Source organism: Enterobacter sp. KB-280D8 (assembly GCF_041399405.1).
Taxonomy (GTDB): Bacteria; Pseudomonadota; Gammaproteobacteria; order Enterobacterales; family Enterobacteriaceae; genus Enterobacter; species Enterobacter cloacae_N.
This window is the reverse complement of record NZ_JBGKEC010000009.1, coordinates 67,455-91,229: the sequence shown is the minus strand read 5'-3', so window position 1 is coordinate 91,229 and position 23,775 is coordinate 67,455. Positions and strand designations below refer to the sequence as shown.

Sequence of the window (23,775 nt, the reverse complement as noted above, 5' to 3'; positions counted from 1 at the left end):
TCAACCTCCCACGGTGACATGAAACCCTTTACGTTCCGCCATACGGCGAAAGACTGCAACTTCGTCAGTTGTCGGAGGTATCACCTCCCGCATCACCCATTGTTGCCCAAGCAGGCGGTATTTTGGTTCGCCATACGCGTGAAACGGTAATAAATGCAGCTGACGTATCCCTGTAGGCAGCAAAAATGCCAGCACGCGCGCCATGTTGGTTTCCGTCAGCGTATAGCCAGGAATAAGCGGTACGCGGGGGATGACGTTTATGCCTTCCGCCACCAGTTGCTTAATGTTATCCAGCACTCTTGGCAGATTCACCGCCGTCACCGAACGCGCCTGCTCTGGATCCATAATCTTCAGGTCAAACAGTACTTCATCGCACTGTCGTGTCAGCGGTAGCAATCGTGACAGGGGCGCATCTCCCGCCGTCTCAATGGCGGTGCGTATACCGTAACGGCGCAAACGCGCAAGCAGCTGCGTCGCAAAAGGTGCCTGCATCAATACTTCCCCGCCCGACAGCGTCACTCCGCCACCCGAAGAGCGGAAGAAAACATCGTCTTTCATCACCTCGCGTTCAAGCTCGTCCAGCGTCACGTCGCGTCCGATGCGCTCAAACGCACCGGAAGGACATTCGTCCGCATCACGCAGGCAGGGCGTGCAGCGCAAACATTTACTCTCCCGGCGAACCGTCTCAATTTTTGGGGAGATCGACTCCGGGTTGGCACACCACGGGCAGCGGTGAGGGCAGCCTTTAAAAAAGACCACCGTGCGAATACCCGCCCCGTCGTTTAACGAATAGCGCTGAATATTGAAAATACGCGCCACGTCGGCGCGTGTTTCAACGACGTCACAGCTGATGCGCGGTGCGGCGGATAATGTCATCCTGGATCTCCTTCGACAGCTCAACAAAGAAGGCGCTGTATCCGGCAACGCGCACCACCAGCCCAGCAAAATCCTGTGGACGCCGCTGCGCTTCACGCAGGGTTTCCGCGTTCACCACGTTGAACTGGATGTGTTGCAACTTAAGCTGCGTGAACGCACGCAGGAAATCTGCCAACTTTTGCAGCCCTGTGTCGCCTTCCAGCGTCGCCGGTGTGAATTTAACGTTTAATAGCGTACCGTTAGATAACAGATAGTTATCCAGCTTACTCACCGATTTGAGTACCGCGGTTGGGCCCTGCATATCTTGCCCAAGCATCGGTGAAAGCCCGCCGTCCGCCAGTTGCTCACCGGCAAAGCGTCCATCCGGTGTTGCCCCCACAACCGCCCCCAACGGCACGTGTGCCGATACGGTATAAGACCCCGGCGTAAATTGCCCGCCGCGCGGGTTACGGTATTTTTCGACCTCTTTGCAGTAGTGGCGCAGCAGTTCAGCGCTGATGTTGTCGACATCATCGATATCATTGCCGTATTTTTCGAAGCGATTGATCAGCCTTGCTCGCACTTTTTCGCCCTCCGGGGTGGCAAAGTTCGCTTTTAACACGGCTAAGAGCTCATCAAAACTTAAGCGTTGCTGTTCAAAGACCAGCCCTTTCAGGGCATGCAGTGAATCGCTCAGGTTGGCTATTCCGATCCCTTGTACACCAGAGAAGTTATAGCGCGCCCCGCCGTCGGTAATGTCTTTCCCAGATGCCAGGCAATCGCTGATAAAAGAAGAGAGCAACGGCACCGGAGCCCAATCACGATGGCCGATATCGCAGATATTGCTCCCCTCAACCATCAGCGCAATGTAGTGATTAATTTTGGCGCGAATATTCTCCAGCAAGCCTTCATAACTCAGCCCTGCGTTGCCTTCGTTCTCGTGCATCGCGATTTCCATCACCTTCAGCAGGTTAAACATGGCAATATCGTGCAGACCGTAGGTTTTACCCGGAATCGACAGCTCAACACAGCCGACGACAGCGTAGTCGCGCGCGTCCTCCAGCGACACGCCGCGATTGAGGAAGGCAGGCACCACCACTTCATCGTTAAAGATCTGCGGAATGCCGGTGCCCAGGCGAATGGTCTCTGCGGTTTTAAGCAGGAAAGGCTGGTCGATAAGTTCATTCACCCGCACGCCGAGGTTCGGCTGAGGAAGCTGAACGCTTTGGTAGGCATCCAGGCACAGGAAGGAGAGCACGTTTACCGCACTACGGCCGCTTTCCGTCAGGCCGCCTAACAGTGCGGTATACCCGGTCGGGAACCCGGCGAAATAGCGGGCGCTGCTGGTCGAGCGTAAAAGCACGACGTCATTGCACTTCACCCACAGCGACTCAAGAATCTCTTTCAGGAACGCGGGCTCATCGCCTTGTGAGAGCGAGGCCTGATAAAACGGCAGCATGTACTGGTCAAAGCGCCCGATAGAGAGCGAACTGGCGTTGGATTCGTACTGCAAAATGATGTTCATGTACCAGAAAAGCTGACACGCCTGCCAGAACGTCTGTGGCTTCTGCTGTGCGTTGTGCCGCGAGATGTCGGCAATTGTCAGCAGTTCCTCTCGCCGCGGCACATCGCTGACCCAGGCCAGCTCTTCAGCCAGCGCCGCGTAGCGCAAAATATGGCGCTGGGAAGCCTCAAGCAGGATCAGTGCCGCTGCATAGAAAGTGTTATGGGGATCGCGGGCGCAGTGTTCACGCAGTTCCTCCACCAGCACACCCAGGCCGTTATTAAGCAGGCGTGGATAATCAATAATGATATGCCCCTGCCCTTTATCCGTCTGGTTGATGCTGAAAATCTGCGTCCCTACCGCGGTTTTCACCTCATCTGTCATCTGGCTGTTGATGAAATCCTTCATTGACCGGTTTTCCCAGTAGGGGTACAGCACGTCACGGTAGGTCTGCTTATCCTCATCGCTGATTTCAAAGCGGTCCTGCGGACGTGTGGCAAACTGATCCAGCTCCTTAAGCAGCCAGTACGGATCCATCTCCGGAGACATAATGCCTGCACGCGGTTTAACGGTGCGGTTCCCGGCAATCAGCTCCTCATCACGAATCGCGATTTTTACATGGTCGAGTATGTACGCCGTCGCTTTCGCGCGCCGGATAATCACCGGCTCACCTTCCGTCTGCTGGTGGCTGGCGGTATAGAGCAAAGCACGCTCAAGCGAGATTTCACGCGGGCTGGCAAAAAGAGCGTCTTTCAAACGCTGGGTACGATTCGTCATGAGGGAACTCCTGTAACGGTAAAACGAGCCCGCCCCGAAGGGCGGGAGAGCATCAGGCGGTTTGTGCCAGGTGGGCATCAATTTTGTTCATGATGGCGTCGGCACGTTTTACCGCGTCGCTGATATTGACGCGTACGATGGTTTTTCCGGCAAAACGCTCTTCAAATTTAATGCCAATATCCTTGGTCAGGATCACCACATCCGCGGCGGCAACGTCTTCTGCCGTCAGCTCATTCTCAAGACCGATCGATCCCTGTGTTTCTACTTTCACTTCCCAGCCTTTCGCTTTTGCGGCGCTTTCCAGCGCTTCAGCAGCCATATAGGTATGGGCAACGCCAGACGGACATGCTGTTACTGCGATAATTCGGGCCATGTTCTCTTCCTCACTCAGTTAATTTCGAAATCCAGATCCAGGTCATCCTCTTTTTCCTCGACCTGTTTTGTATTCTTACGGGCAATACGCTTCAGCACGTTGACGCTGATTGCCGTTACCACTGCGCCCACAGCAACTGCCGCGATATAGCCGAGCTTGCCGTCCACCACGGGAAGCACAATCAACCCACCCCAACCGGCATAGCATTGCGCGCCCATCACGGCAGCCGTGACCGCACCACACGCGGAACCCAGCATGATTGAAGGAATCACGCGCAGAGGGTCAGCAGCGGCAAACGGAATTGCCCCTTCGGTGACGCCAACACAGCCCATCACCAGCGCCGCTTTCCCCGCTTCACGTTCTTCATCGGAAAAATTCTTGCGGCCGACTAACGTTGCCAGGCCTAACCCCAGCGGCGGTATGCAAATAGCCGCGGCGGCAATCGCAACGACGGTATAGACGCCCTGCGCAACGCAAATCAGCATGAAGGCATACGCCACTTTGTTAACCGGGCCGCCCATATCGAACGCCAGCATAAGGCCGAGAATGATGGCAAGTACCACGATGCTGCCCTGCTGCATGCCTTGCAGCCACTGAGTGAGGCTGGTGGTCAGCGCGCCTACAGGCTCGCCAAGACCCCACATCATGATGCCCGCGGTAATAAAGGTGCCGATAATCGGGATGATGAAGATAGGCATGACGGAACGCAGCACTTTCGGGACCGGCAGTTTTTTCAGGTACCAGACGATAATTCCACCGAAAATCCCGGCGATAATCGCGCCGAAGAACCCCGCGCCAAAGCTGTTGCCCACCCAGGCGGCAATGGCACAGGGAGCCAGCGCGGCGCGTTCTGCAATCGAGTAGCCAATGTAAGCCGCCAGGAAGGGCACCATCAGCGTTAAACCCGCCACACCAATATCAAAGAGCTTTTTCAGATTGGGATCGGTTGCGGCATCCGGTACCGCGCCCTTGCCGTATAGCATTACTGAAACCGCCAGCAGAATGCCGCCCGAGACCACGAACGGGATCATATGCGACACCCCGGTCATCAGATGCTGCCGCGTGTTCTTGAGAATGTGCACCAACGCTTTCATATGTCGCTCCAGGCCTAAAACCATAAAGATGTTGTGGCAAACAATAGGCAATCAGAAAGACGGCGGACAGGAGACAAAAAGGCCATTTACTGGATTTTTGTAATATCGAAATAAAAATGCGATCCGCCTCGACATTTCACACCGGCGATGCATTACGCAAAACGTCAGAACCTGTGAGTGAAATCTCATTTTTAGCGTCACATTACATTTGTCCAGCTTTTGGCAGTTTTGTCACATGGCGTGCCTCATCCTCACGCTCGTATGCTCTTTCGCATCATTGACGATTGGTTTCAGGAGTGTGTATGGCTCTGGTAGTGGAATTTACCTGTGAATTGCCCAACGGTGTTCACGCGCGTCCGGCAAGTCATGTGGAAACGCTGTGCAATACGTTTGTCTCGCAAATCGAGTGGCATAACCTGCGTACGGACCGTAAAGGCGATGCCAAAAGCGCGCTGGCATTGATTGGTACCGATACGCTGGCAGGCGATCCCTGCCGTCTGGCAATCTGCGGTGAAGATGAGCAACATGCCCATCAGCGGCTGGAGCAGTGGCTGAGAGAGGAGTTCACGCACTGTGACGCACCGCTTGAAGGAGTTATCAGCACGGAACTGGAGCCCTTACCAGAATCACTGACACGCCTGAACCCGACGCTTTTTCGCGCCACTCCGGTATGCAGCGGCAGTGGGCAGGGCATCCTGACGGTACTGACCTCGCTGGATCTCAACGCCCTGACCGATTTACCCGAAGCACAAAACGTGGAAGCTGAGCAATCGGTGCTGGATACCGGTCTGACGCTGCTGGTCAAACACATTGAGCTGCACGCGCTGGAAGGCGACAGCACCGCCAGCGCCATTCTTGAAGCCCACCGCTCGCTGGCTACAGATACCTCGCTGCGCCAGCATCTCCTGTCAGGGGTCAACCGGGGCTTAAGCTGCGCCCAGGCCATCATCGCCACGGCCAACCATTTCTGCGAGACGTTCTCTCGTTCCAGCAGCGCATATTTGCAGGAACGCGTGCTGGACGTGCGCGACGTCTGCTATCAGCTTTTACAGCATATCTACGGTGAAGCTTGTTTCCCGTCTCCGGGGCAGCTGACGCAACCGACCGTCTGCCTTGCTGACGACCTCACTCCCGGCCAGTTCCTGGAACTGGATAAAACCATGCTCAAAGGGTTGCTGTTAAAAAGCGGCGGAACCACCTCGCACACCGTGATCCTCGCGCGCTCCTTTAATATCCCGACGCTGGTGGGCGTCGACGGTGAAAGCCTGCTGCAATGGCGCAATCAGTCTGTCTTTGTGGATGGCAATGCCGGTGCGGTCGTAGTCAATGCCAGCGATGCGGTGACGCGCTACTACCAACAAGAAGCGCGGGTACAACAGGCGATACGCGAGCAGCAGCGCATCTGGCTCGATCGTGAAGCCAGAACGGCCGACGGTCTGCGCATAGAGATTGCCGCGAACATCGCCCACGCGGTGGAAGCCCAGGGGGCATTTGGCAACGGCGCCGAGGGCGTGGGCCTGTTCCGCACTGAAATGCTTTATATGGATCGCACCAGCGCGCCCGGCGAAAACGAGCTATACAACATCTTCTGTCAGGCGCTGGAGATCGCAAACGGGCGGAGCATTATTGTACGCACCATGGATATTGGCGGTGATAAGCCGGTGGAGTATCTGAATATTCCGGCAGAGAACAATCCGTTCCTCGGTTACCGCGCCGTGCGCATATATGAAGAGTATGCAACCCTTTTCACCACCCAGCTTCGGGCGATCCTGCGCGCCTCTGCTCACGGCAATCTGAAGATCATGATCCCGATGATCTCCTCGATGGAAGAGATCCTGTGGGTCAAAGAGAAACTTGCCGAAGCGAAACAACAGCTTCGCAATGAACATATTCCGTTTGATGAGAAAATCCCGTTCGGCATTATGCTGGAAGTGCCTTCGGTGATGTTCATCATCGATCAGTGCTGCGAAGAGATTGATTTCTTTAGTATTGGCAGCAATGACCTGACGCAGTATCTGCTGGCCGTCGACCGCGACAACGCCAAAGTCACGCGCCACTACAACAGCCTGAATCCGGCCTTCCTGCGCGCGCTGGATTACGCGGTGCAGGCAGTGCATCGCCAGGGGAAATGGATTGGCCTCTGCGGTGAACTGGGCGCGAAAGGGTCAGTGCTGCCGCTACTGGTAGGTCTTGGTCTGGACGAGCTCAGCATGGGCTCACCTGCCATTCCCGCTACCAAAGCGCGCCTGGCCCAGCTTGATAGCCGCGCCTGTCGCCAGCTACTGAACCAGGCTATGGCGTGTCGTACATCGCTCGAAGTGGAGCATCTGCTCGCCCAGTTCCGCATGAATCAGCAGGATACGCCGCTGGTGACGCCACGCTGCATCTCTCTGGATAACGACTGGAATAGCAAAGAAGAGGTCATGAAAGGGATGACTGATAACTTGCTGCTCGCCGGGCGTTGCCGCTATCCGCGCAAGCTGGAAGCCGATCTGTGGGCACGCGAGGCGGTCTTCTCCACCGGGCTGGGTTTTGGTTTCGCCATTCCACACAGCAAATCGGAGCATATTGAGCAATCCACCATCAGCGTTGCACGCCTGAAATCCCCCGTCATGTGGGGAGATGAAGAAGCACAATTCATCATCATGCTGACGCTGAACAAACACGCCGCGGGCGATCAGCATATGCGTATTTTCTCCCGCCTGGCCCGCCGCATCATGCATGACGATTTCCGCAGCGCGCTGGTCAACGCCAGCTCAGAAGAGGCTATCGCCTCCCTGCTACAACACGAATTAGAACTCTGAAACGAGGAAGAGTAATGGAACTGTACCTGGATACCGCCAACGTGGCGGAAGTAGAACGCCTGGCGCGCATTTTTCCCATAGCGGGCGTCACCACAAATCCGAGCATCATTGCCGCCAGCTGCGAATCCATCTGGGACGTGCTGCCGCGTCTGCAAAAAGCCATTGGACCGGAAGGCACGCTGTTTGCTCAAACCATGAGCCGCGACGCCGAAGGCATGGTGGCGGAGGCCAAACGCCTGAGTAACGCCATCCCGGACATCGTGGTGAAAATCCCTGTCACGGCTGAGGGCCTTACCGCGATTAAGGCGCTGCAAAAAGAGGGCATTACCACGCTGGGCACTGCCGTTTATAGCGCCGCACAGGGTTTGCTGGCCGCGCTGGCAGGCGCGAAATATGTGGCCCCCTATGTAAACCGTGTCGACGCACAGGGCGGCGACGGTATTCGCATGGTCCAGGAGCTGCAATCCTTGATGGAAATGCACGCGCCGGAAAGCAGGGTGCTGGCTGCCAGCTTTAAAACGCCACGTCAGGCGCTGGACTGCCTGCTTGCCGGGTGCGAGGCAATCACGCTTCCCTTAGACGTAGCGCAACAAATGCTCGGCACCCCGGCGGTAGAGTCAGCCATAGAGAAGTTCGAGCAGGACTGGAAAAACGCGTTTGGTAACCTCAACCTCTAAGGGAGAAACGTTATGGACCGTATTATTCAATCGCCGGGGAAATATATTCAGGGCGCTGAAGTGCTTACTCGCCTCGGTGACTATCTGAAACCCCTGGCCAATCGCTGGCTGGTGGTCGGAGATAAATTTGTGCTGGGTTTTGCTGAAGAGACCCTACGTCAGAGTTTCAAAAAAGCCGAACTGCACGCTGAAATCGCGCCGTTTGGCGGCGAATGTTCGCAAAATGAAATCGATCGCCTGAAAAAGCTGGCAGACAGTGCCGACTGTCTCGCGGTGCTGGGCATCGGCGGCGGTAAAACGCTGGATACCGCCAAAGCGCTGGCGCATTTCATGGACGTGCCGGTGGCCATTGCGCCGACCATTGCCTCTACCGATGCGCCGTGCAGCGCCCTTTCCGTCATTTACACCGACAGCGGCGAGTTCGATCGCTACCTGATGTTGCCGCACAACCCGAATATGGTCATTGTCGACACCAAAGTGGTGGCGGGTGCGCCTGCGCGCCTGCTGGCCGCCGGGATAGGCGATGCGCTCGCGACCTGGTTTGAAGCACGCGCCTGCTCGCGCAGCGGCGCAACCACCATGGCGGGCGGCAAGTGCACCCAGGCGGCGTTAGCGCTGGCCGAGCTGTGCTACAACACGCTGGTTGAAGAGGGTGAGAAAGCAATGCTGGCTGCGGAACAGCACGTGGTAACGCCAGCGCTGGAACGCATTATCGAAGCCAACACCTATCTCAGCGGCGTGGGCTTTGAAAGCGGCGGGCTGGCGGCGGCACACGCCATTCACAACGGCATGACGGCAGTGCCGGATGCGCATCACTTCTATCACGGTGAAAAAGTGGCGTTTGGCACGCTGACGCAGCTGGTGCTGGAGAACGCCCCGGTTGAAGAAATAGAGACCGTCGCCGCGCTTTGCCACAGCGTGGGGTTGCCGATCACGCTGGCACAGCTGAATATCAAAGAGGATATTCCGGCCAAAATGCGTCTGATCGCGGAAGCGTCCTGTGCCGAAGGGGAGACCATTCACAACATGCCGGGCGGCGTGACCCCGGATCAGGTTTACGCGGCGCTGCTGGTGGCTGACCAGTATGGACAGCGGTTCCTGCGGGAGTGGGAGTAATAAAAAGCCGGGCGGCGGCTGCGCCTTACCCGGCCTGTATTATTGGCAAAAATATCCCCGCCGTGGCGGGGATATTTATTTACCGCAGATCAAAACGATCCAAATCCATCACCTTCGCCCAAGCGGCAACGAAGTCACGGACGAACTTCTCGTGCGCATCGCTGCTGGCGTAAACCTCTGCCAGCGCGCGCAGGACAGCGTTCGAGCCAAAGACCAGGTCGGCGCGGGTCGCGGTATATTTCACTTCACCGCTGGCGCGATCGCTTCCGGCAAACAGTTCATTGGATTCGTCGGTCGCCTTCCACTGAGTGTTCATGTCCAGCAGGTTCACGAAGAAATCGTTGCTCAGCACGCCTTCGCGGTTGGTGAATACGCCATTCTTGCTGCCATCGAAGTTTGTACCCAGCACGCGCAGGCCGCCGATCAGCACCGTCAGTTCAGGCGCGGTCAGGGTCAGCTGCTGGGCCTTATCAATCAGCAGTGACTCCGTCGTGGACACATCCACCTGCGCACGGTAGTTGCGGAAGCCGTCGGCAACCGGCTCGAGCAGGTTGAACATCTCGATATCCGTCTGGTCCTGACGGGCATCCACGCGACCCGGGGTGAACGGTACGTTGACATAAACGCCCGCCGCTTTCGCCGCCTGCTCAACGCCCACGACGCCCGCCAGCACGATAATATCGGCCAGCGAGGCTTTATTGGTGGTGCGCTGGATAGCTTCCAGAGCCGGCAACGCGCGAACCGCCGCGGCGTTCACATCCCAGTCGCGCTGAGGAGCCAGCGCCAGACGCGCGCCGTTGGCACCGCCGCGCTTGTCGCCGCCGCGGAAGGTCGATGCAGACGCCCAGGCAACGGAAACCAGTTCGCTCACGGAGAGGCCGGAGGCCGCGATTTCCGCCTTCAGGCTTTCAATGTCCTCTTTCGACGGATTGAACACCGCCTGCGGCAGCGGATCCTGCCAAATCAGATCTTCTTTCGGCACTTCCGGACCGATGTACCGTGCTTTTGGCCCCATATCGCGGTGGGTCAGTTTGAACCACGCACGCGCGAAGGCTTCGTTAAAGGCCTGCGGATCGTTCAGGAAGCGACGGGAAATTTTCTCGAATTCCGGGTCAAAACGCAGCGTCAAGTCGGTGACCAGCATGGTAGGTTTACGTTTCTTCGACGGGTCGAACGGATCGGGCATGATTTCCGGCGCATCCACGGCTTCAAACTGAATCGCGCCTGCCGGGCTACGGGTCTGCACCCATTCGTATTTGAACAGGTTCTCGAAGAAGTAGTTGCTCCACTGGGTCGGAGTTTGTGACCAGATGACTTCCAGCCCGGAGGTGATAGCATCAGCGCCAATACCGGTGCCGTGCGTGCTTGCCCAGCCTAAGCCCTGCGCTTCAATCGGCGAGGCTTCCGGGTCGGTACCAACGTGCGTGGCTTCACCCGCGCCGTGGGTTTTACCGAGCGTATGGCCGCCTGCAATCAGCGCGACGGTCTCTTCGTCGTTCATCCCCATGTTGCCGAAGGTTGCGCGAATTGCCGCAGCCGCCGACAGCGGTTCACCGCTGGCGTTTGGCCCTTCCGGGTTCACGTAAATCAGGCCCATTTCAGTGGCACCCAGAGGACGCTTCGCCAGCGCTTCCGGGTCACGGTGGGTCAGCCAGGCTTTTTCATCGCCCCAGTTCACGTCCAGATCCGGTTCCCAGACGTCTTCACGACCGGCGCCAAAACCAAAGGTGCGGAAGCCGGAGTTCTCCAGCGCCACGTTACCCGCGAGGATAAACAGGTCGGCCCAGGAGATTTTTTGTCCGTATTTTTGCTTGATTGGCCACAGCAGGCGGCGCGCTTTATCCAGGCTGACGTTATCAGGCCAGGAGTTCAGTGGCGCAAAGCGCTGCTGACCGCGTCCGGCACCGCCGCGTCCGTCAACGGAGCGATAGGTACCGGCACCGTGCCAGGCCATGCGAATAAACAGGCCAGCATAGCTGCCCCAGTCGGCAGGCCACCAGGGTTGAGAGTCGGTTAACAGGGCTTTGAGATCGCCCTTGAGGGCGGAATAGTCGAGCTTGCTGAATTCTTTGCGGTAGTCGAAGTCTTCACCCAGAGGGTTAGAACGGTTGGAATGTTGATTTAGAAGATCGATGCGGAGTTGTTTAGGCCACCACTCTTTACTGCCGGTACCTGCGCCCGCGCTGTGATCGACGCCGCCCTGATGGAACGGACATTTGCCGGCGGATGCCGCGTTATTGGTCTCGTCTGACGTGCTCATCGCTATGCTCCCTTTACAGTGTTACCGTTACGATATACACCACTAGCAATAAGATATAGTTGAATTAATCCACAGATTCGATAGTTAATACCTTTTAACTTTCTACCTGACTAAAAAGCCCTCTATTTCATGAGGGCTTTTTACTGATTATGCCGGACGAACGCCGAGCGTGTGACAAATGGCGTAGCTCATCTCCGCACGGTTCAGCGTGTAGAAGTGGAAATCTTTCACCCCTTCGCGACTTAAAATCTTCACCATGTCCATCGCGATGTTGGCCCCCACCAGCTTGCGGGTTTCCGGGTCATCGTCCAGCCCTTCGTACATTTTGGACATCCACAGCGGAATGCGCACGTTGGTCATATCGGCGAATTTCTTCGCCTGTTTGAAGTTCGAGACCGGCAAAATGCCAGGAATGATTTCGACGTCGATACCAGCCGAGACGCAGCGGTCGCGGAAGCGCAGATAGCTTTCCACGTCAAAGAAGAACTGGGTGATGGCGCGGTTGGCACCGGCCTCCACCTTACGCTTCAGGTTAAGCAGATCCGCCTGGGCGCTTTTCGCTTCCGGATGAACTTCAGGGTAGGCGGCCACGGAGATATCGAAGTCGGCCACCTCTTTCAGCAGCCCGACCAGGTCGGCCGCATACATCTCTGGCTTGCCGCTGCCGGGAGGGAGATCGCCGCGCAGGGCAACGATATGGCGAATACCGTTGTTCCAGTAGTCCTGGGCAATGGCGCGCAGTTCATCGCGAGTGGCGTCGATACAGGTCAGGTGCGGTGCCGCTTCCAGACCGGTTCTGTCCTTAATGCCTTTAATTATGCTGTGCGTACGGTCACGCTCGCCGGAATTCGCACCGTATGTCACGGAGACAAACTTTGGCTTCAGGCTGCTCAGGCGATCGATAGAGCTCCACAGGGTTTGCTCCATTTCACTGGTGCGCGGCGGGAAAAATTCAAAAGAGACGTTAATCTGGCCGTTTACTTCGGCCAGGCTCTGATTCAGTGCTTCCCGCTGGTTGGCGTGAAAAAAGCTCATACCTTACCTCTATCTTTCGCGTGTCGTTGTCTGTTGTGTTGTGAACTTCTATACGTTTAGACGTCCAGATGTAAAAATGACGGAAAAGCGGAGGGACGTCAACATAAATAATCAACAATAACGGTGAGGTTTGCTCAGGGAAGATGAGAGAAGTTCATGATGAGATGGAAAAGCAGTCCCCTCTCCCCTTTGGGGAGAGGGTTAGGGTGAGGGGTTACAGCAGCTTAGCCAGACGGTTAATGTCGGACTGGATCGCCCCGGCGGTGACGTCGCGCCCCGCGCCCGGACCGCGGATCACCAGCGGGTTATCACGGTACCAGCGGCTTTCAATGGCGAAGACGTTATCGCACGGCAGTAGCGCCGCCAGCGGATGGTCAGGACGTACCGCTTCGACACCCACGCGCGCCTTACCGTTCGCCTCGAAACGCGCCACGTAGCGCAACACCAGCCCCATCTCGTTTGCCGCTTCCAGACGCTGCACCATCTGGTCATTCAGCTCGTCACCGTTCTCGAAGAAATGGTCAACGGACCCTTCCTCGCAGCCCGCAGGGACCAGCGACTCGACGCGTACAGAATCCGGCTCGATGTCATAACCGGCTTCGCGCGCCAGGATCACCAGCTTGCGCATCACGTCTTTACCGGAGAGATCAACGCGCGGATCGGGCTCGGTTAAGCCCTGCTGCCAGGCCTGATCCACCAGGTCGGTGAATGGTACAGTGCCGTCAAACTGCAGGAATAGCCAGGAGAGCGTGCCGGAGAAGATCCCGCTCAGCGCCAGAATGCTGTCGCCGCTTTCAATCAGGTCGCGCACGGTGTGGTTAACCGGCAGGCCCGCGCCAACAGTGGCGTTATAGAGCCAGTGGCGGCCCGTTTTTTCGAACGCGTCGTGGATCTGGCGGTATTTATCGGTGCTGCTTGCCCCCGCCAGCTTGTTGGCGCTGATGACGTGGAAACCGTGGCTGGCGAAATCCAGATACTGATCGGCAAGCTGTTCGCTGGCGGTAACGTCCAGCACCACCAGATCGTCATACGGGTGCGCGCGCATCCACAGGAACAGCGCTTCTTCATCCTGCTCTACGGCTTCATCGTTAAAGAAGGCAAGCGCGCGGCTGGCGTCCAGCCCTTCGTAGTTCAGCAGGCTGCGGCGGCTGTCCACCACGCCCGCAAGAATAAATTCAAATCCGGTACGCGCCGAGAGCGTGACCTGCTCGCGGGCAAACAGCTCCAGCCAGCGGGAGCCGATGTTGCCTTTCCCAAACAGTACCAGCCCAATGCGTTTTTCCGCGCGGAACAGGGAGGTGTGCAGGCCCTGAATCAGGCTCTCGGTTGGCCCTTTCCGCAGGACCGCGACCAGGCTGATGCCCTCTTCCGACTGCCAGGTGAACTCCACCGGCTGGCCTTTCAGCTGCTGCCAGAAGCGGTGGCAGTGCAGCGGGTTACGGGTGACGCCCGCGCCCACCATCGCCACCAGCGCCAACCCCTGACGCAGGCGAAGCTCGCCCGGCAGGCCCGCTTCATCCAGAATTTTCAGCGCGCTGTCCGCCACTTCGGCGGTATAGCAGAACTGCAGCAGCTGACGGTCATTGTGAACGCCAACGGCCAGCGGACGCACCTGGGCGCGTTTCAGGATCGTGTCGATATCTTTATGTGCCAGTTTGAAATCCTGACCGGCAGGGACCTGGAACTCAATCAGGCAGATGTCGTCGTGGCTGGTGACAATACGCGCGCCCGTGCCGGACGCCAGCACGCGCTCAATGCGCGTGGAACCCTGGTCCGGCGTATAGCTACAGCGCAGCTGCAGGTCGATATCGCTGCCGGAAACCGGCTGCAGCGTGCGCGCGTGCAGTACCGGCGCAGCCAGCCGTGCCAGCTCGCTGGCTTCGTCGAGACGCAGCAGCGGCAGCAGACAGGCATCTTTCACCTTACGCGGGTCCGCGCTGTAAACACCGGCCACGTCGCTCCAGATGGTGACGCGGGACACGCCCGCCAGGGCACCAATCTGCGTTGCCGAGTAGTCCGAGCCGTTACGGCCCAGCAGCACGGTTTCGCCAGCATTGCTGCGGCTGATAAAGCCGGTGACGACAATACGTTTGCCCGGATGCTGCACCAGCAGCTGCTGTAGCAGCGGGTAGGACAACCCTTCATCCACCTGCGGCTGCGCGGCGCGTTCCGCGCGCAGGAAATCACGCGCGTCGAGCCAGGCCGCTTCCACGCCCAGATGTTGCAGCACGGCGGCCATCAGACGCGCGGACCACACTTCACCGTGGCCCACCACTTCGGCATACACCGCGTCGGTAATCCCGCTGTCCAGCAGGGCTGCCAGACGCTCAAGGTCATGCGTGAAAGCGCTGATCAGCCCGTCCGCCACGTCCGCAGGCAGCAGGCCGGCAATCAGCTCGCTCTGGTAACGACGTAAGGACTGTTGCACCTGATGCGCAGAAAGGCGATCGGTCTGGCTCAGTTTCAGCCAGCTAATCAACTGGTTGGTGGTGCTGCCCGCCGCTGAGACAACCATCATGTCACCCGGCTGTGAATATTCGGTCATGATCCCTGCGACGCGCAGGTAACATTTCACATCAGCAAGACTACTACCACCAAACTTGTGCAGCTGACGACCCTTCGCCCCTGCCTGCGCTATCACACTCATGATTACCCCTTGGCTGCGATCCGGAAGCCATTTTCCAGATCGGCAATTAAATCTTCAGAATCTTCAATGCCGGTTGAGATACGCAGCAGCGTCTCGGAAATCCCGGCGGCGGCACGTGCTTCGGGTGCCATACCTGCGTGCGTCATGGTCGCGGCGTGGGAGATCAAGCTTTCAACCCCACCTAAGGATTCCGCCAGCGTAAACAATGACAGCCCGCTCAGGAAGCGACGCAGCGTTTGCTCGTCACCGTCCAGTTCAAAACTTAACATCGCGCCAAATCCCTTTTGCTGGCGCGCGGCAATCTCGTGTCCCTGGTTTTCCGGCAGCGACGGGTGATAAAGCTTCTTCACCAGCGGCTGGGTTTTCAGGAAATCGACAATCGCCTGGGCATTACGCTGCGCCACGTCCATGCGCGGCGACAGCGTGCGGATGCCGCGCAACAGCAGGTAGCTGTCGAACGCGCCCGCGGTGACGCCAATGTTATTGGCCCACCATGCCAGTTCCGTGACAACGTCGGGATCTTTGGCAATCACCACGCCCGCCACCACGTCAGAATGGCCGTTCAGATATTTAGTACATGAATGCAATACCAGATCCGCACCCAGTGCTAACGGGTTCTGAAGCGCCGGACTGAGGAAGGTATTATCCACTACACTTATCGCTCCCGCATCCCTTGCGAGCTGACAAATTTTCGCAATGTCGACAACGCGCAACAATGGGTTGCTTGGACTTTCCACCAGAACCAGCTTTGGTTTCTCTGCCAGCGCCTGTTTCAGCGCCTGTTCGTCGTTTTGATCGACAAACAGCACGCGGTAGCAGCCGCGCTTTGCCAGGCTATCAAACAGGCGATAGCTCCCGCCGTAGCAGTCGTGCGGCGCAACCAGCAGATCGCCCGGTTTCAGGAAAACTGTCGTCACCAGGTGAATGGCGGACATCCCGGTATTGGTTAATACTGCCCCTGCGCCACCTTCCAGCTCGGCCAGCGCACGCTGGGTCACATCACGCGTAGGATTGCCACGACGCGAATAATCATGCGCGCGGGGTTCATTAAATCCGGTGAAATTGTAGGTACTGGAAAGATGAATGGGCGGGACAACGCAGCCGTACTGCTCGTCATCATTTAATCCGCTACGCACTGCGATAGTGGCCTGTTTACGCGTCATGGTGAGGGCTTCCTGGCGAATGAGGTGAAAAGTCAGGCACCAGAGTAAACATTGAAAGTATGGACGTCAATACATCTGGACATCTAAACTTCTTTGCGTATAGATTGAGCAATGCGCAAATAGCCGTTAAAATTATATGCTTTAGTGCACGCTGCAGCGGCAATATCCGTGCCACGGTATCGTCTCTACGGTAAACTACGCAAGATTACGGTTCAAAACGGGCAGTGACCGGTTTGCACCTTTAGATTAATGACTGAGAGGATTAAAGGTATCTCATGGCTGAATGGAGCGGCGAATATATCAGCCCATACGCTGAGCACGGTAAGAAGAGTGAGCAAGTAAAGAAAATTACGGTTTCCATTCCTCTGAAGGTGTTGAAGATCCTCACCGATGAACGTACGCGTCGTCAGGTGAATAACCTGCGCCACGCGACCAACAGCGAACTGCTGTGCGAAGCGTTCCTGCATGCGTTTACCGGCCAACCGTTGCCGAACGATGACGATCTGCGCAAAGAGCGTAGCGACGAAATCCCGGAAGAGGCGAAGGTGATCATGCGTGAACTGGGTATTGACCCGGAGACGTGGGAATACTGAGAAGCGGATACAAAAAAGGCACCTTGCGGTGCCTTTTTTTCGGGAAACTTATTTAGCGCCCGGGATGCTGAAACGCTTGTTGAAGCGGTCAACACGGCCACCGGTTGCAACATCACGCTGCTTACCAGTGTAGAACGGGTGGCATTTGCCGCACACGTCCAGGTTCAGATCGTGACCCACGGTAGAGCGGATCTGGATAGAGTTACCGCAAGAGCAGTTTGCAGTAATCATTTCGTATTTCGGGTGAATATCTTTTTTCATGGGAGAACCTCAGTTAAGGCCGCGTCGCTCTTCCAGCCCTAACGCCAGACACCACGCGATGTTGAATGTAAGTTCTTTGGCGTAAAGTACACCAAAGGCGGCGAATCATACAGAATTTAACCAACGTATGCAAACTGATCCGCACGCCGCTTTTACTAATGTGTATACTAACGCGCCACTTTTCAAGTCAGGAAGATTCGATGCCCGTCGCTCACGTTGCCCTGCCCGTTCCGCTTCCCCGCACCTTTGACTACCTGCTGCCCGACAGCATGAGTGCCAAAGCGGGCTGTCGCGTGACCGTGCCGTTTGGCAAACAGCAGCGCGTGGGGATCGTCGTCTCCGTCAGCGATAAAAGCGAATTGCCCCTCAATGAACTGAAGTCGGTCGTTGAGGTGCTGGACCTCGAGCCGGTTTTCTCCACCAGCACCTGGCGACTGCTGCTGTGGGCGGCGGATTATTATCACCATCCGATTGGCGACGTCCTCTTCCACGCCCTGCCTATTCTGCTGCGCCAGGGCAAGAGTGCCAGCCACGCCCCGATGTGGTACTGGTTTGCCACCGAACAGGGGCAGGCTGTGGACATTAACAGCCTCAAGCGCTCGCAGAAACAGCAGCAGGCGCTAGCGGCGCTGCGTCAGGGGAAAATCTGGCGGCATCAGGTCAACGAGCTTGAGGTTAGCGAAACCGCGCTACAGGCATTAAGAAAGAAAGGGCTGAGCGAGCTGGCCAGCGAAGCGCCTGCCCTTCACGACTGGCGCGACGGCTTCTCCGTCTCAGGCGATCGCCTGCGTCTGAATACCGAGCAGGCCACCGCGGTAGGCGCCATTCACAGTGCCTCGGACCATTTTTCCGCCTGGCTGCTGGCGGGCGTGACGGGCTCCGGCAAAACGGAAGTCTACCTGAGCGTACTGGAAAACGTGCTCGCGCAGGGTAAACAGGCGCTGGTGATGGTGCCGGAAATCGGCCTGACGCCGCAGACAATCGCCCGATTCCGCGAGCGCTTTAACGCGCCGGTTGAGGTGCTGCACTCGGGGCTTAACGACAGCGAGCGCCTTAGCGCCTGGCTGAAAGCGAAAAACGGCGAAGCGGCGATAGTGATCGGCACCCGCTCGTCGCTGTTTACGCCGTTTAAAAACCTTGGCGTTATCGTGATCGATGAAGAGCACGACAGCTCCTATAAACAGCAGGAAGGCTGGCGCTACCATGCCCGCGATCTGGCGGTCTACCGCGCGCACAGCGAGCAAATTCCCATTATTCTCGGCTCCGCCACGCCGGCGCTCGAAACGCTGCACAACGTGCGCCAGCGTAAATATCACATGCTGCGCCTGACGCGTCGCGCGGGGAACGCCCGTCCGGCCATTCAGCACGTGCTGGATCTCAAAGGCCAGCAGGTGCAGGCAGGGTTAGCGCCCGCATTGATTTCCCGCATGCGCCAGCATTTGCAGGCGGGGAACCAGGTGATCCTGTTCCTGAACCGTCGCGGATTCGCCCCCGCCCTGCTGTGCCACGACTGCGGCTGGATTGCAGAATGCCCGCGCTGTGACCACTACTACACCTTCCATCAGGCCCAGCGTCACCTGCGCTGCCACCACTGCGACAGCCAGCGCCCGGTGCCGCGCCAGTGCCCGTCGTGCGGATCAACGCATATCGTGCCGGTCGGTCTGGGCACGGAACAACTTGAACAGGCGCTTGGCCCCTTCTTCCCGGACGTGCCTATTTCCCGAATCGACCGGGACACCACCAGCCGCAAAGGAGCGCTGGAACAGCAGCTGGCAGAAGTGCATCGCGGCGGCGCGCGCATCCTGATTGGTACTCAGATGCTGGCCAAAGGGCACCACTTCCCGGACGTGACGCTGGTCGCCCTGCTGGACGTGGACGGCGCGCTGTTCTCGGCCGATTTCCGCTCCGCCGAGCGCTTCGCCCAGCTTTATACCCAGGTGGCAGGGCGTGCGGGACGTGCTGGCAAGCAGGGCGAGGTGGTACTGCAAACGCACCACCCTGAGCACCCGCTGCTGCAAACCCTGCTGCATAAAGGCTATGACGCCTTCGCCGAGCAGGCGCTGGCCGAGCGCCAGACCATGCAGCTGCCGCCGTGGACCAGCCACGTCATCATCCGCGCGGAAGATCATAACAACCAGCAGGCCCCGCTTTTCCTGCAACAGCTGAGGAATCTCCTGCAGGCCAGCCCGCTGGTGGATAACCAGCTGTGGATCCTGGGCCCGGTGCCGGCGCTGGCGCCGAAGCGCGGCGGACGTTTTCGCTGGCAAATTTTACTCCAGCACCCCTCGCGTATTCGCCTGCAGCACATCGTCAGCGGCACGCTGGCGCTCATCAACACCCTGCCGGAAGCGCGAAAAGTGAAGTGGGTACTGGACGTCGATCCCATCGAAGGCTGAAGACGGATCGAAAAATTTAACGAGCCTCACACTTTTTATGAAAATTCTGTAACCGATTCCATTAACTATCTGTAAAAATGGTGGTGTCCGCAGTTCGGTGTTCAGGCGAGGAGAAGACATTGAAGTCCAGGAAAGAGGTTGCCACGGCGACCATGAAAGACGTTGCCGAGAAAGCACAAGTCTCAACGGCAACCGTGTCCCGCGCATTAATGAACCCGGATAAAGTCTCCCAGGCGACCCGTAACAAGGTTGAACAGGCGGCGCTGGAAGTGGGTTACTTCCCTCAGGCCATGGGGCGGAACGTCAAGCGCAATGAATCGCGGACCATCCTGGTGATAGTGCCGGACATCTGCGATCCCTTCTTTAGCGAGATCATTCGCGGCATCGAAGTGACGGCTGCGGAGCAGGGCTATCTGGTGCTGATTGGCGACTGCGCCCATCAGAACCAGCAGGAAAAAACCTTTATCGACCTCATTATTACCAAGCAGATTGACGGCATGCTGCTGCTTGGCTCACGCCTGCCGTTTGATGCCAGCATCGAAGAACAGCGCAATTTACCACCGATGGTGATGGCCAACGAGTTTGCCCCCGAGCTGGAGCTGCCGACGGTTCATATCGATAACCTGACGGCCGCGTTCAACGCGGTGAACTATCTTCAGGAGCTGGGGCATAAGCGGATTGGCTGCATTGCCGGGCCGGAAGAGATGCCGCTCTGCCACTATCGCCTGCAGGGCTATGTTCAGGCGCTGCGCCGTACCGGTGCGATTGTCGATCCGCACTACATTGCGCGCGGTGATTTTACTTTCGAAGCGGGCGGACAGGCGCTGGAGAAACTGCTGGCGCTGCCAGAACCGCCGACAGCGGTGTTCTGCCACAGCGACGTGATGGCGCTGGGGGCGCTGTCCCACGCCAAACGCCGTGGCTTACGCGTGCCGAAAGATCTGTCGATTATCGGTTTCGATAACATTTCGCTTTCAGAGTTTTGCGATCCGCCGCTCTCCACCGTGTCACAACCGCGCTATCAGATTGGCCGTGAAGCGATGCTGCTTCTGCTGGATCAGCTGCAGGGTCAAACAGTTAGCAGCGGCTCACGGTTACTGGACTGCGAGCTGATTGTTCGCGGCTCTACCCAGGCATTGACTTAAAGTAAACGCCTTTCGGACACCCTTATCTGGTCAAAGCCCCGCCGCTTAAGTAACATGGCGGGCTGACGAACGAATAAATACAGCGAAACGATAGTGGCACAACGAGATTATGTACGTCGCGGCCAGCCGGCACCTTCGCGACGCAAAAAGAGTAGTTCAAAAAGCAAGCAGCGTAATCTGCCTGCGGTCTCGCCAGCAATGGTCGCTATTGCTGCGGCGGTACTGGTGGCTTTTATTGGCGGCCTGTACTTCATTACGCACCATAAAAAAGAAGAGTCCGAGGCGCTTCAGGGTAACAAAGTGGCGGGAAATGGTCTGCCGCCGAAACCTGAAGAGCGCTGGCGCTATATTAAAGAGCTGGAAAGCCGTCAGCCTGGCGTGCGTGCGCCTACCGAGCCTTCAGCCGGTGGCGAAGTGAAAAATGCCGACCAGCTGACGGACGAGCAGCGCCAGCTGCTGGCACAAATGCAGGCCGATATGCGCCAGCAACCAACGCAGTTGAACGAAGTGCCGTGGAATGAACAGACGCCAGCACAGCGTCAGCAAACGCTGCAGCTGCAGCGTCAGCGCCAGGCACAAATTCAGCAGCAGCAACAGCAGCAGTGGACGCAAACCCAGCCGGTGCAGCAGCCGAAAGCGCAGCCTTACCAGCAACCGCAGCAGCAGGCGCGTACGGTGCAGTCTCAGCCTGTTCAACAGCCAAAAGCGCAGCCGCAAAAACAAGCGGCTCAGCCGTATCAGGATCTGCTCCAGACGCCAGCGCATACCACCGCGCAGCAGCCGAAAACGCAGCAGGCCGCGCCGGTGACCAAAGAGACCGAAGCGCCGAAGCAGACGGCAGAGAAAAAAGACGAGCGCCGCTGGATGGTGCAGTGCGGTTCGTTTAAAGGCGCCGAGCAGGCAGAAACGGTGCGTGCTCAGCTGGCGTTTGAAGGATTTGATTCACGCATTACCACCAACAACGGCTGGAATCGCGTGGTGATTGGCCCGGTCAAAGGCAAAGAAAATGCCGATGGCACCATTTCGCGCCTGAAAGTGGCCGGTCATACAAACTGCATTCGACTCGCCTCCGGGGGTTGAAACCCCCAAAATCTCCCCCATCTATCATTTAATTCAGCCCTGAGCACAGGCTCAGGGCTTCTGTTTCCCGAATTTGTAACCAGGGGGTCTGCTCGTGACAACAATAGTAAGTGTACGCCGTAACGGCCATGTGGTAATCGCCGGTGATGGCCAGGCCACGCTGGGTAATACCGTCATGAAAGGCAACGTGAAGAAAGTGCGTCGTCTCTACAACGACAAAGTGATCGCCGGTTTTGCAGGCGGCACGGCGGATGCCTTCACGCTGTTTGAACTGTTTGAACGCAAACTGGAAATGCACCAGGGTCATCTGGTGAAAGCCGCCGTTGAGCTGGCGAAAGACTGGCGTACCGACCGTATGCTGCGCAAGCTCGAAGCGCTGCTGGCGGTCGCGGATGAAACCGCTTCGCTTATCATTACCGGTAACGGTGACGTGATTCAGCCGGAAAACGACCTGATTGCCATCGGCTCTGGCGGCCCTTATGCCCAGGCTGCAGCCCGCGCGCTGTTGGAAAATACCGACATGAACGCGCGTGATATCGCGGTGAAGGCGTTGGATATTGCAGGTGATATCTGCATCTATACCAACCACAACCACACCATCGAAGAATTGACCTCCAAAGCGTAAGGATCTCCCATGTCTGAAATGACCCCACGCGAAATTGTCAGCGAACTGAACAAACACATTATCGGCCAGGATAACGCCAAGCGCTCCGTGGCCATCGCGCTGCGTAACCGCTGGCGTCGTATGCAGCTTGATGAAGAGCTGCGTCACGAAGTCACGCCGAAAAACATTCTGATGATCGGCCCGACCGGCGTCGGGAAAACCGAAATCGCCCGTCGTCTGGCGAAGCTGGCGAACGCGCCGTTCATCAAAGTTGAAGCCACCAAGTTCACCGAAGTGGGCTATGTGGGTAAAGAAGTGGACTCCATCATCCGCGATCTGACCGACTCGGCGATCAAAATGGTGCGCGTCCAGGCGATTGAAAAAAACCGCTATCGCGCGGAAGAGATGGCCGAAGAGCGCATTCTCGACGTGCTGATCCCACCGGCGAAAAACAACTGGGGCCAGGCTGAACAGCAGTCTGAGCCTTCAGCCGCGCGTCAGGCGTTCCGCAAAAAACTGCGTGAAGGCCAGCTGGACGACAAAGAGATTGAGATCGATCTCGCGGCCGCGCCGATGGGCGTGGAAATCATGGCGCCTCCGGGCATGGAAGAGATGACCAGCCAGCTGCAGTCCATGTTCCAGAACCTGGGCGGCCAGAAGCAGAAAGCGCGTAAGCTGAAAATCAAAGATGCGATGAAGCTGCTGATTGAAGAAGAAGCGGCGAAGCTGGTGAACCCGGAAGAGCTGAAGCAGGACGCTATTGACGCGGTTGAGCAGCACGGCATCGTGTTCATCGACGAAATCGACAAAATTTGTAAGCGCGGCGGCAACAGTTCCGGCCCGGACGTGTCCCGCGAAGGCGTACAGCGCGACCTGCTGCCGCTGGTTGAAGGCTGCACCGTCTCCACCAAGCACGGCATGGTGAAAACGGACCACATCCTGTTTATCGCTTCCGGTGCGTTCCAGGTGGCCAGCCCGTCGGATCTAATCCCGGAACTGCAGGGTCGTCTGCCTATCCGCGTTGAGCTGCAGGCGCTGACCACTGAAGATTTCGAGCGCATCCTAACCGAGCCAAACGCCTCTGCTACCGTACAGTACAAAGCGCTGATGGCGACGGAAGGCGTGAACCTTGAGTTCACCGAGGACGGTATCAAGCGTATCGCCCAGGCCGCATGGCAGGTCAACGAAACCACCGAGAACATCGGTGCGCGTCGTCTGCACACCGTGCTGGAACGCCTGGTGGAAGATATCTCGTATGATGCGAGCGACCTCAACGGTCAAACCATTACCATTGACGCAGAATATGTGAGCAAACATCTGGATGCGTTAGTGGCAGATGAAGATCTGAGCCGTTTTATCCTATAATCGCGGTTACTGCATTCTCATCACTG

General features: G+C 57.5%; 18 protein-coding genes. 9 read left to right on the top strand and 9 right to left on the bottom strand.

The features are described 5' to 3' along the window. Genes AB8818_RS19440 through AB8818_RS19425 form a run of 4 tightly spaced genes read right to left on the bottom strand, consistent with a single transcriptional unit; the run spans position 1 to position 4,603 of the window. Positions 1-876, bottom strand: a complete 876-nt coding sequence (locus AB8818_RS19440) for a [formate-C-acetyltransferase]-activating enzyme (protein WP_116344055.1) — start codon at positions 874-876, stop codon at positions 1-3. Continuing rightward, on the bottom strand, positions 842-3,136 hold the full coding sequence (locus AB8818_RS19435; protein ID WP_116344054.1) for a formate C-acetyltransferase: 2,295 nt from the start codon (positions 3,134-3,136) through the stop codon (positions 842-844). The genes AB8818_RS19440 and AB8818_RS19435 overlap by 35 nt, the downstream gene beginning before the upstream one ends. A 52-nt stretch (positions 3,137-3,188) precedes the next feature. Then, on the bottom strand, positions 3,189-3,509 hold the full coding sequence (locus tag AB8818_RS19430) for a PTS fructose-like transporter subunit IIB (protein WP_163330985.1): 321 nt from the start codon (positions 3,507-3,509) through the stop codon (positions 3,189-3,191). Between the two features lie 14 nt (positions 3,510-3,523). Beyond that, positions 3,524-4,603, bottom strand: coding sequence for a PTS fructose transporter subunit EIIC (locus AB8818_RS19425; protein WP_166712618.1), 1,080 nt, complete (start codon positions 4,601-4,603; stop codon positions 3,524-3,526). Positions 4,604-4,905: 302 nt separating this feature from the next. Between AB8818_RS19425 and ptsP the strand changes: the two genes are divergently transcribed. Genes ptsP through AB8818_RS19410 form a run of 3 tightly spaced genes read left to right on the top strand, consistent with a single transcriptional unit; the run spans position 4,906 to position 9,200 of the window. Next, complete coding sequence (gene ptsP / locus AB8818_RS19420) at positions 4,906-7,407, top strand: phosphoenolpyruvate--protein phosphotransferase (RefSeq protein ID WP_192984570.1); 2,502 nt, start codon at positions 4,906-4,908, stop codon at positions 7,405-7,407. 14 nt (positions 7,408-7,421) lie between these two features. Next, a complete protein-coding gene (fsa, locus tag AB8818_RS19415; protein ID WP_116344050.1) occupies positions 7,422-8,084 on the top strand; it encodes a fructose-6-phosphate aldolase in 663 nt (220 codons plus the stop codon). 12 nt (positions 8,085-8,096) lie between these two features. After that, positions 8,097-9,200, top strand: a complete 1,104-nt coding sequence (locus AB8818_RS19410; RefSeq protein ID WP_192984572.1) for a glycerol dehydrogenase — start codon at positions 8,097-8,099, stop codon at positions 9,198-9,200. 79 nt (positions 9,201-9,279) lie between these two features. Here AB8818_RS19410 and katG read toward each other — a convergent pair whose 3' ends face one another. The 4 genes from katG to metB all read right to left on the bottom strand — a co-directional run bounded on the left by katG (position 9,280) and on the right by metB (position 16,305). Then, complete coding sequence (gene katG / locus AB8818_RS19405) at positions 9,280-11,460, bottom strand: catalase/peroxidase HPI (RefSeq protein WP_116344049.1); 2,181 nt, start codon at positions 11,458-11,460, stop codon at positions 9,280-9,282. 147 nt (positions 11,461-11,607) lie between these two features. Then, the gene (gene metF, locus AB8818_RS19400; RefSeq protein WP_008501796.1) at positions 11,608-12,495 is read right to left on the bottom strand and encodes a methylenetetrahydrofolate reductase; all 888 of its coding nucleotides are present in this window, start codon (positions 12,493-12,495) and stop codon (positions 11,608-11,610) included. A gap of 214 nt (positions 12,496-12,709) precedes the next feature. Further along, entirely contained in the window at positions 12,710-15,142 is a 2,433-nt protein-coding gene (locus AB8818_RS19395) for a bifunctional aspartate kinase/homoserine dehydrogenase II (protein ID WP_116343780.1), read from the bottom strand. A 2-nt stretch (positions 15,143-15,144) separates the two neighbouring features. Further along, entirely contained in the window at positions 15,145-16,305 is a 1,161-nt protein-coding gene (metB, locus tag AB8818_RS19390; RefSeq protein WP_045909121.1) for a cystathionine gamma-synthase, read from the bottom strand. A gap of 275 nt (positions 16,306-16,580) precedes the next feature. Here metB and metJ point away from each other — a divergent pair, with 275 nt between their 5' ends. Next, positions 16,581-16,898, top strand: coding sequence for a met regulon transcriptional regulator MetJ (metJ, locus tag AB8818_RS19385; protein WP_003862042.1), 318 nt, complete (start codon positions 16,581-16,583; stop codon positions 16,896-16,898). 48 nt (positions 16,899-16,946) lie between these two features. On the opposite strand, the gene rpmE is transcribed toward metJ, so the two are convergent. After that, positions 16,947-17,159 (bottom strand): 50S ribosomal protein L31, encoded by a 213-nt coding sequence (gene rpmE / locus AB8818_RS19380; RefSeq protein WP_003862040.1) that lies wholly within the window; start codon positions 17,157-17,159, stop codon positions 16,947-16,949. Between the two features lie 200 nt (positions 17,160-17,359). Between rpmE and priA the strand changes: the two genes are divergently transcribed. The 5 genes from priA to hslU all read left to right on the top strand — a co-directional run bounded on the left by priA (position 17,360) and on the right by hslU (position 23,749). Continuing rightward, positions 17,360-19,555: a primosomal protein N' gene (gene priA / locus AB8818_RS19375; RefSeq protein WP_192984575.1), complete on the top strand. Its 2,196-nt coding sequence runs from the start codon at positions 17,360-17,362 to the stop codon at positions 19,553-19,555. 119 nt (positions 19,556-19,674) lie between these two features. After that, complete coding sequence (gene cytR / locus AB8818_RS19370; protein ID WP_080330329.1) at positions 19,675-20,700, top strand: DNA-binding transcriptional regulator CytR; 1,026 nt, start codon at positions 19,675-19,677, stop codon at positions 20,698-20,700. A gap of 93 nt (positions 20,701-20,793) precedes the next feature. Beyond that, a complete protein-coding gene (ftsN, locus tag AB8818_RS19365; protein ID WP_192984578.1) occupies positions 20,794-21,780 on the top strand; it encodes a cell division protein FtsN in 987 nt (328 codons plus the stop codon). 94 nt (positions 21,781-21,874) lie between these two features. After that, positions 21,875-22,405, top strand: a complete 531-nt coding sequence (hslV, locus tag AB8818_RS19360; protein ID WP_008501802.1) for an ATP-dependent protease subunit HslV — start codon at positions 21,875-21,877, stop codon at positions 22,403-22,405. A 9-nt stretch (positions 22,406-22,414) separates the two neighbouring features. After that, a complete protein-coding gene (gene hslU / locus AB8818_RS19355) occupies positions 22,415-23,749 on the top strand; it encodes an HslU--HslV peptidase ATPase subunit (protein ID WP_116343777.1) in 1,335 nt (444 codons plus the stop codon). The last annotated feature ends 26 nt before the right edge of the window (positions 23,750-23,775 follow it).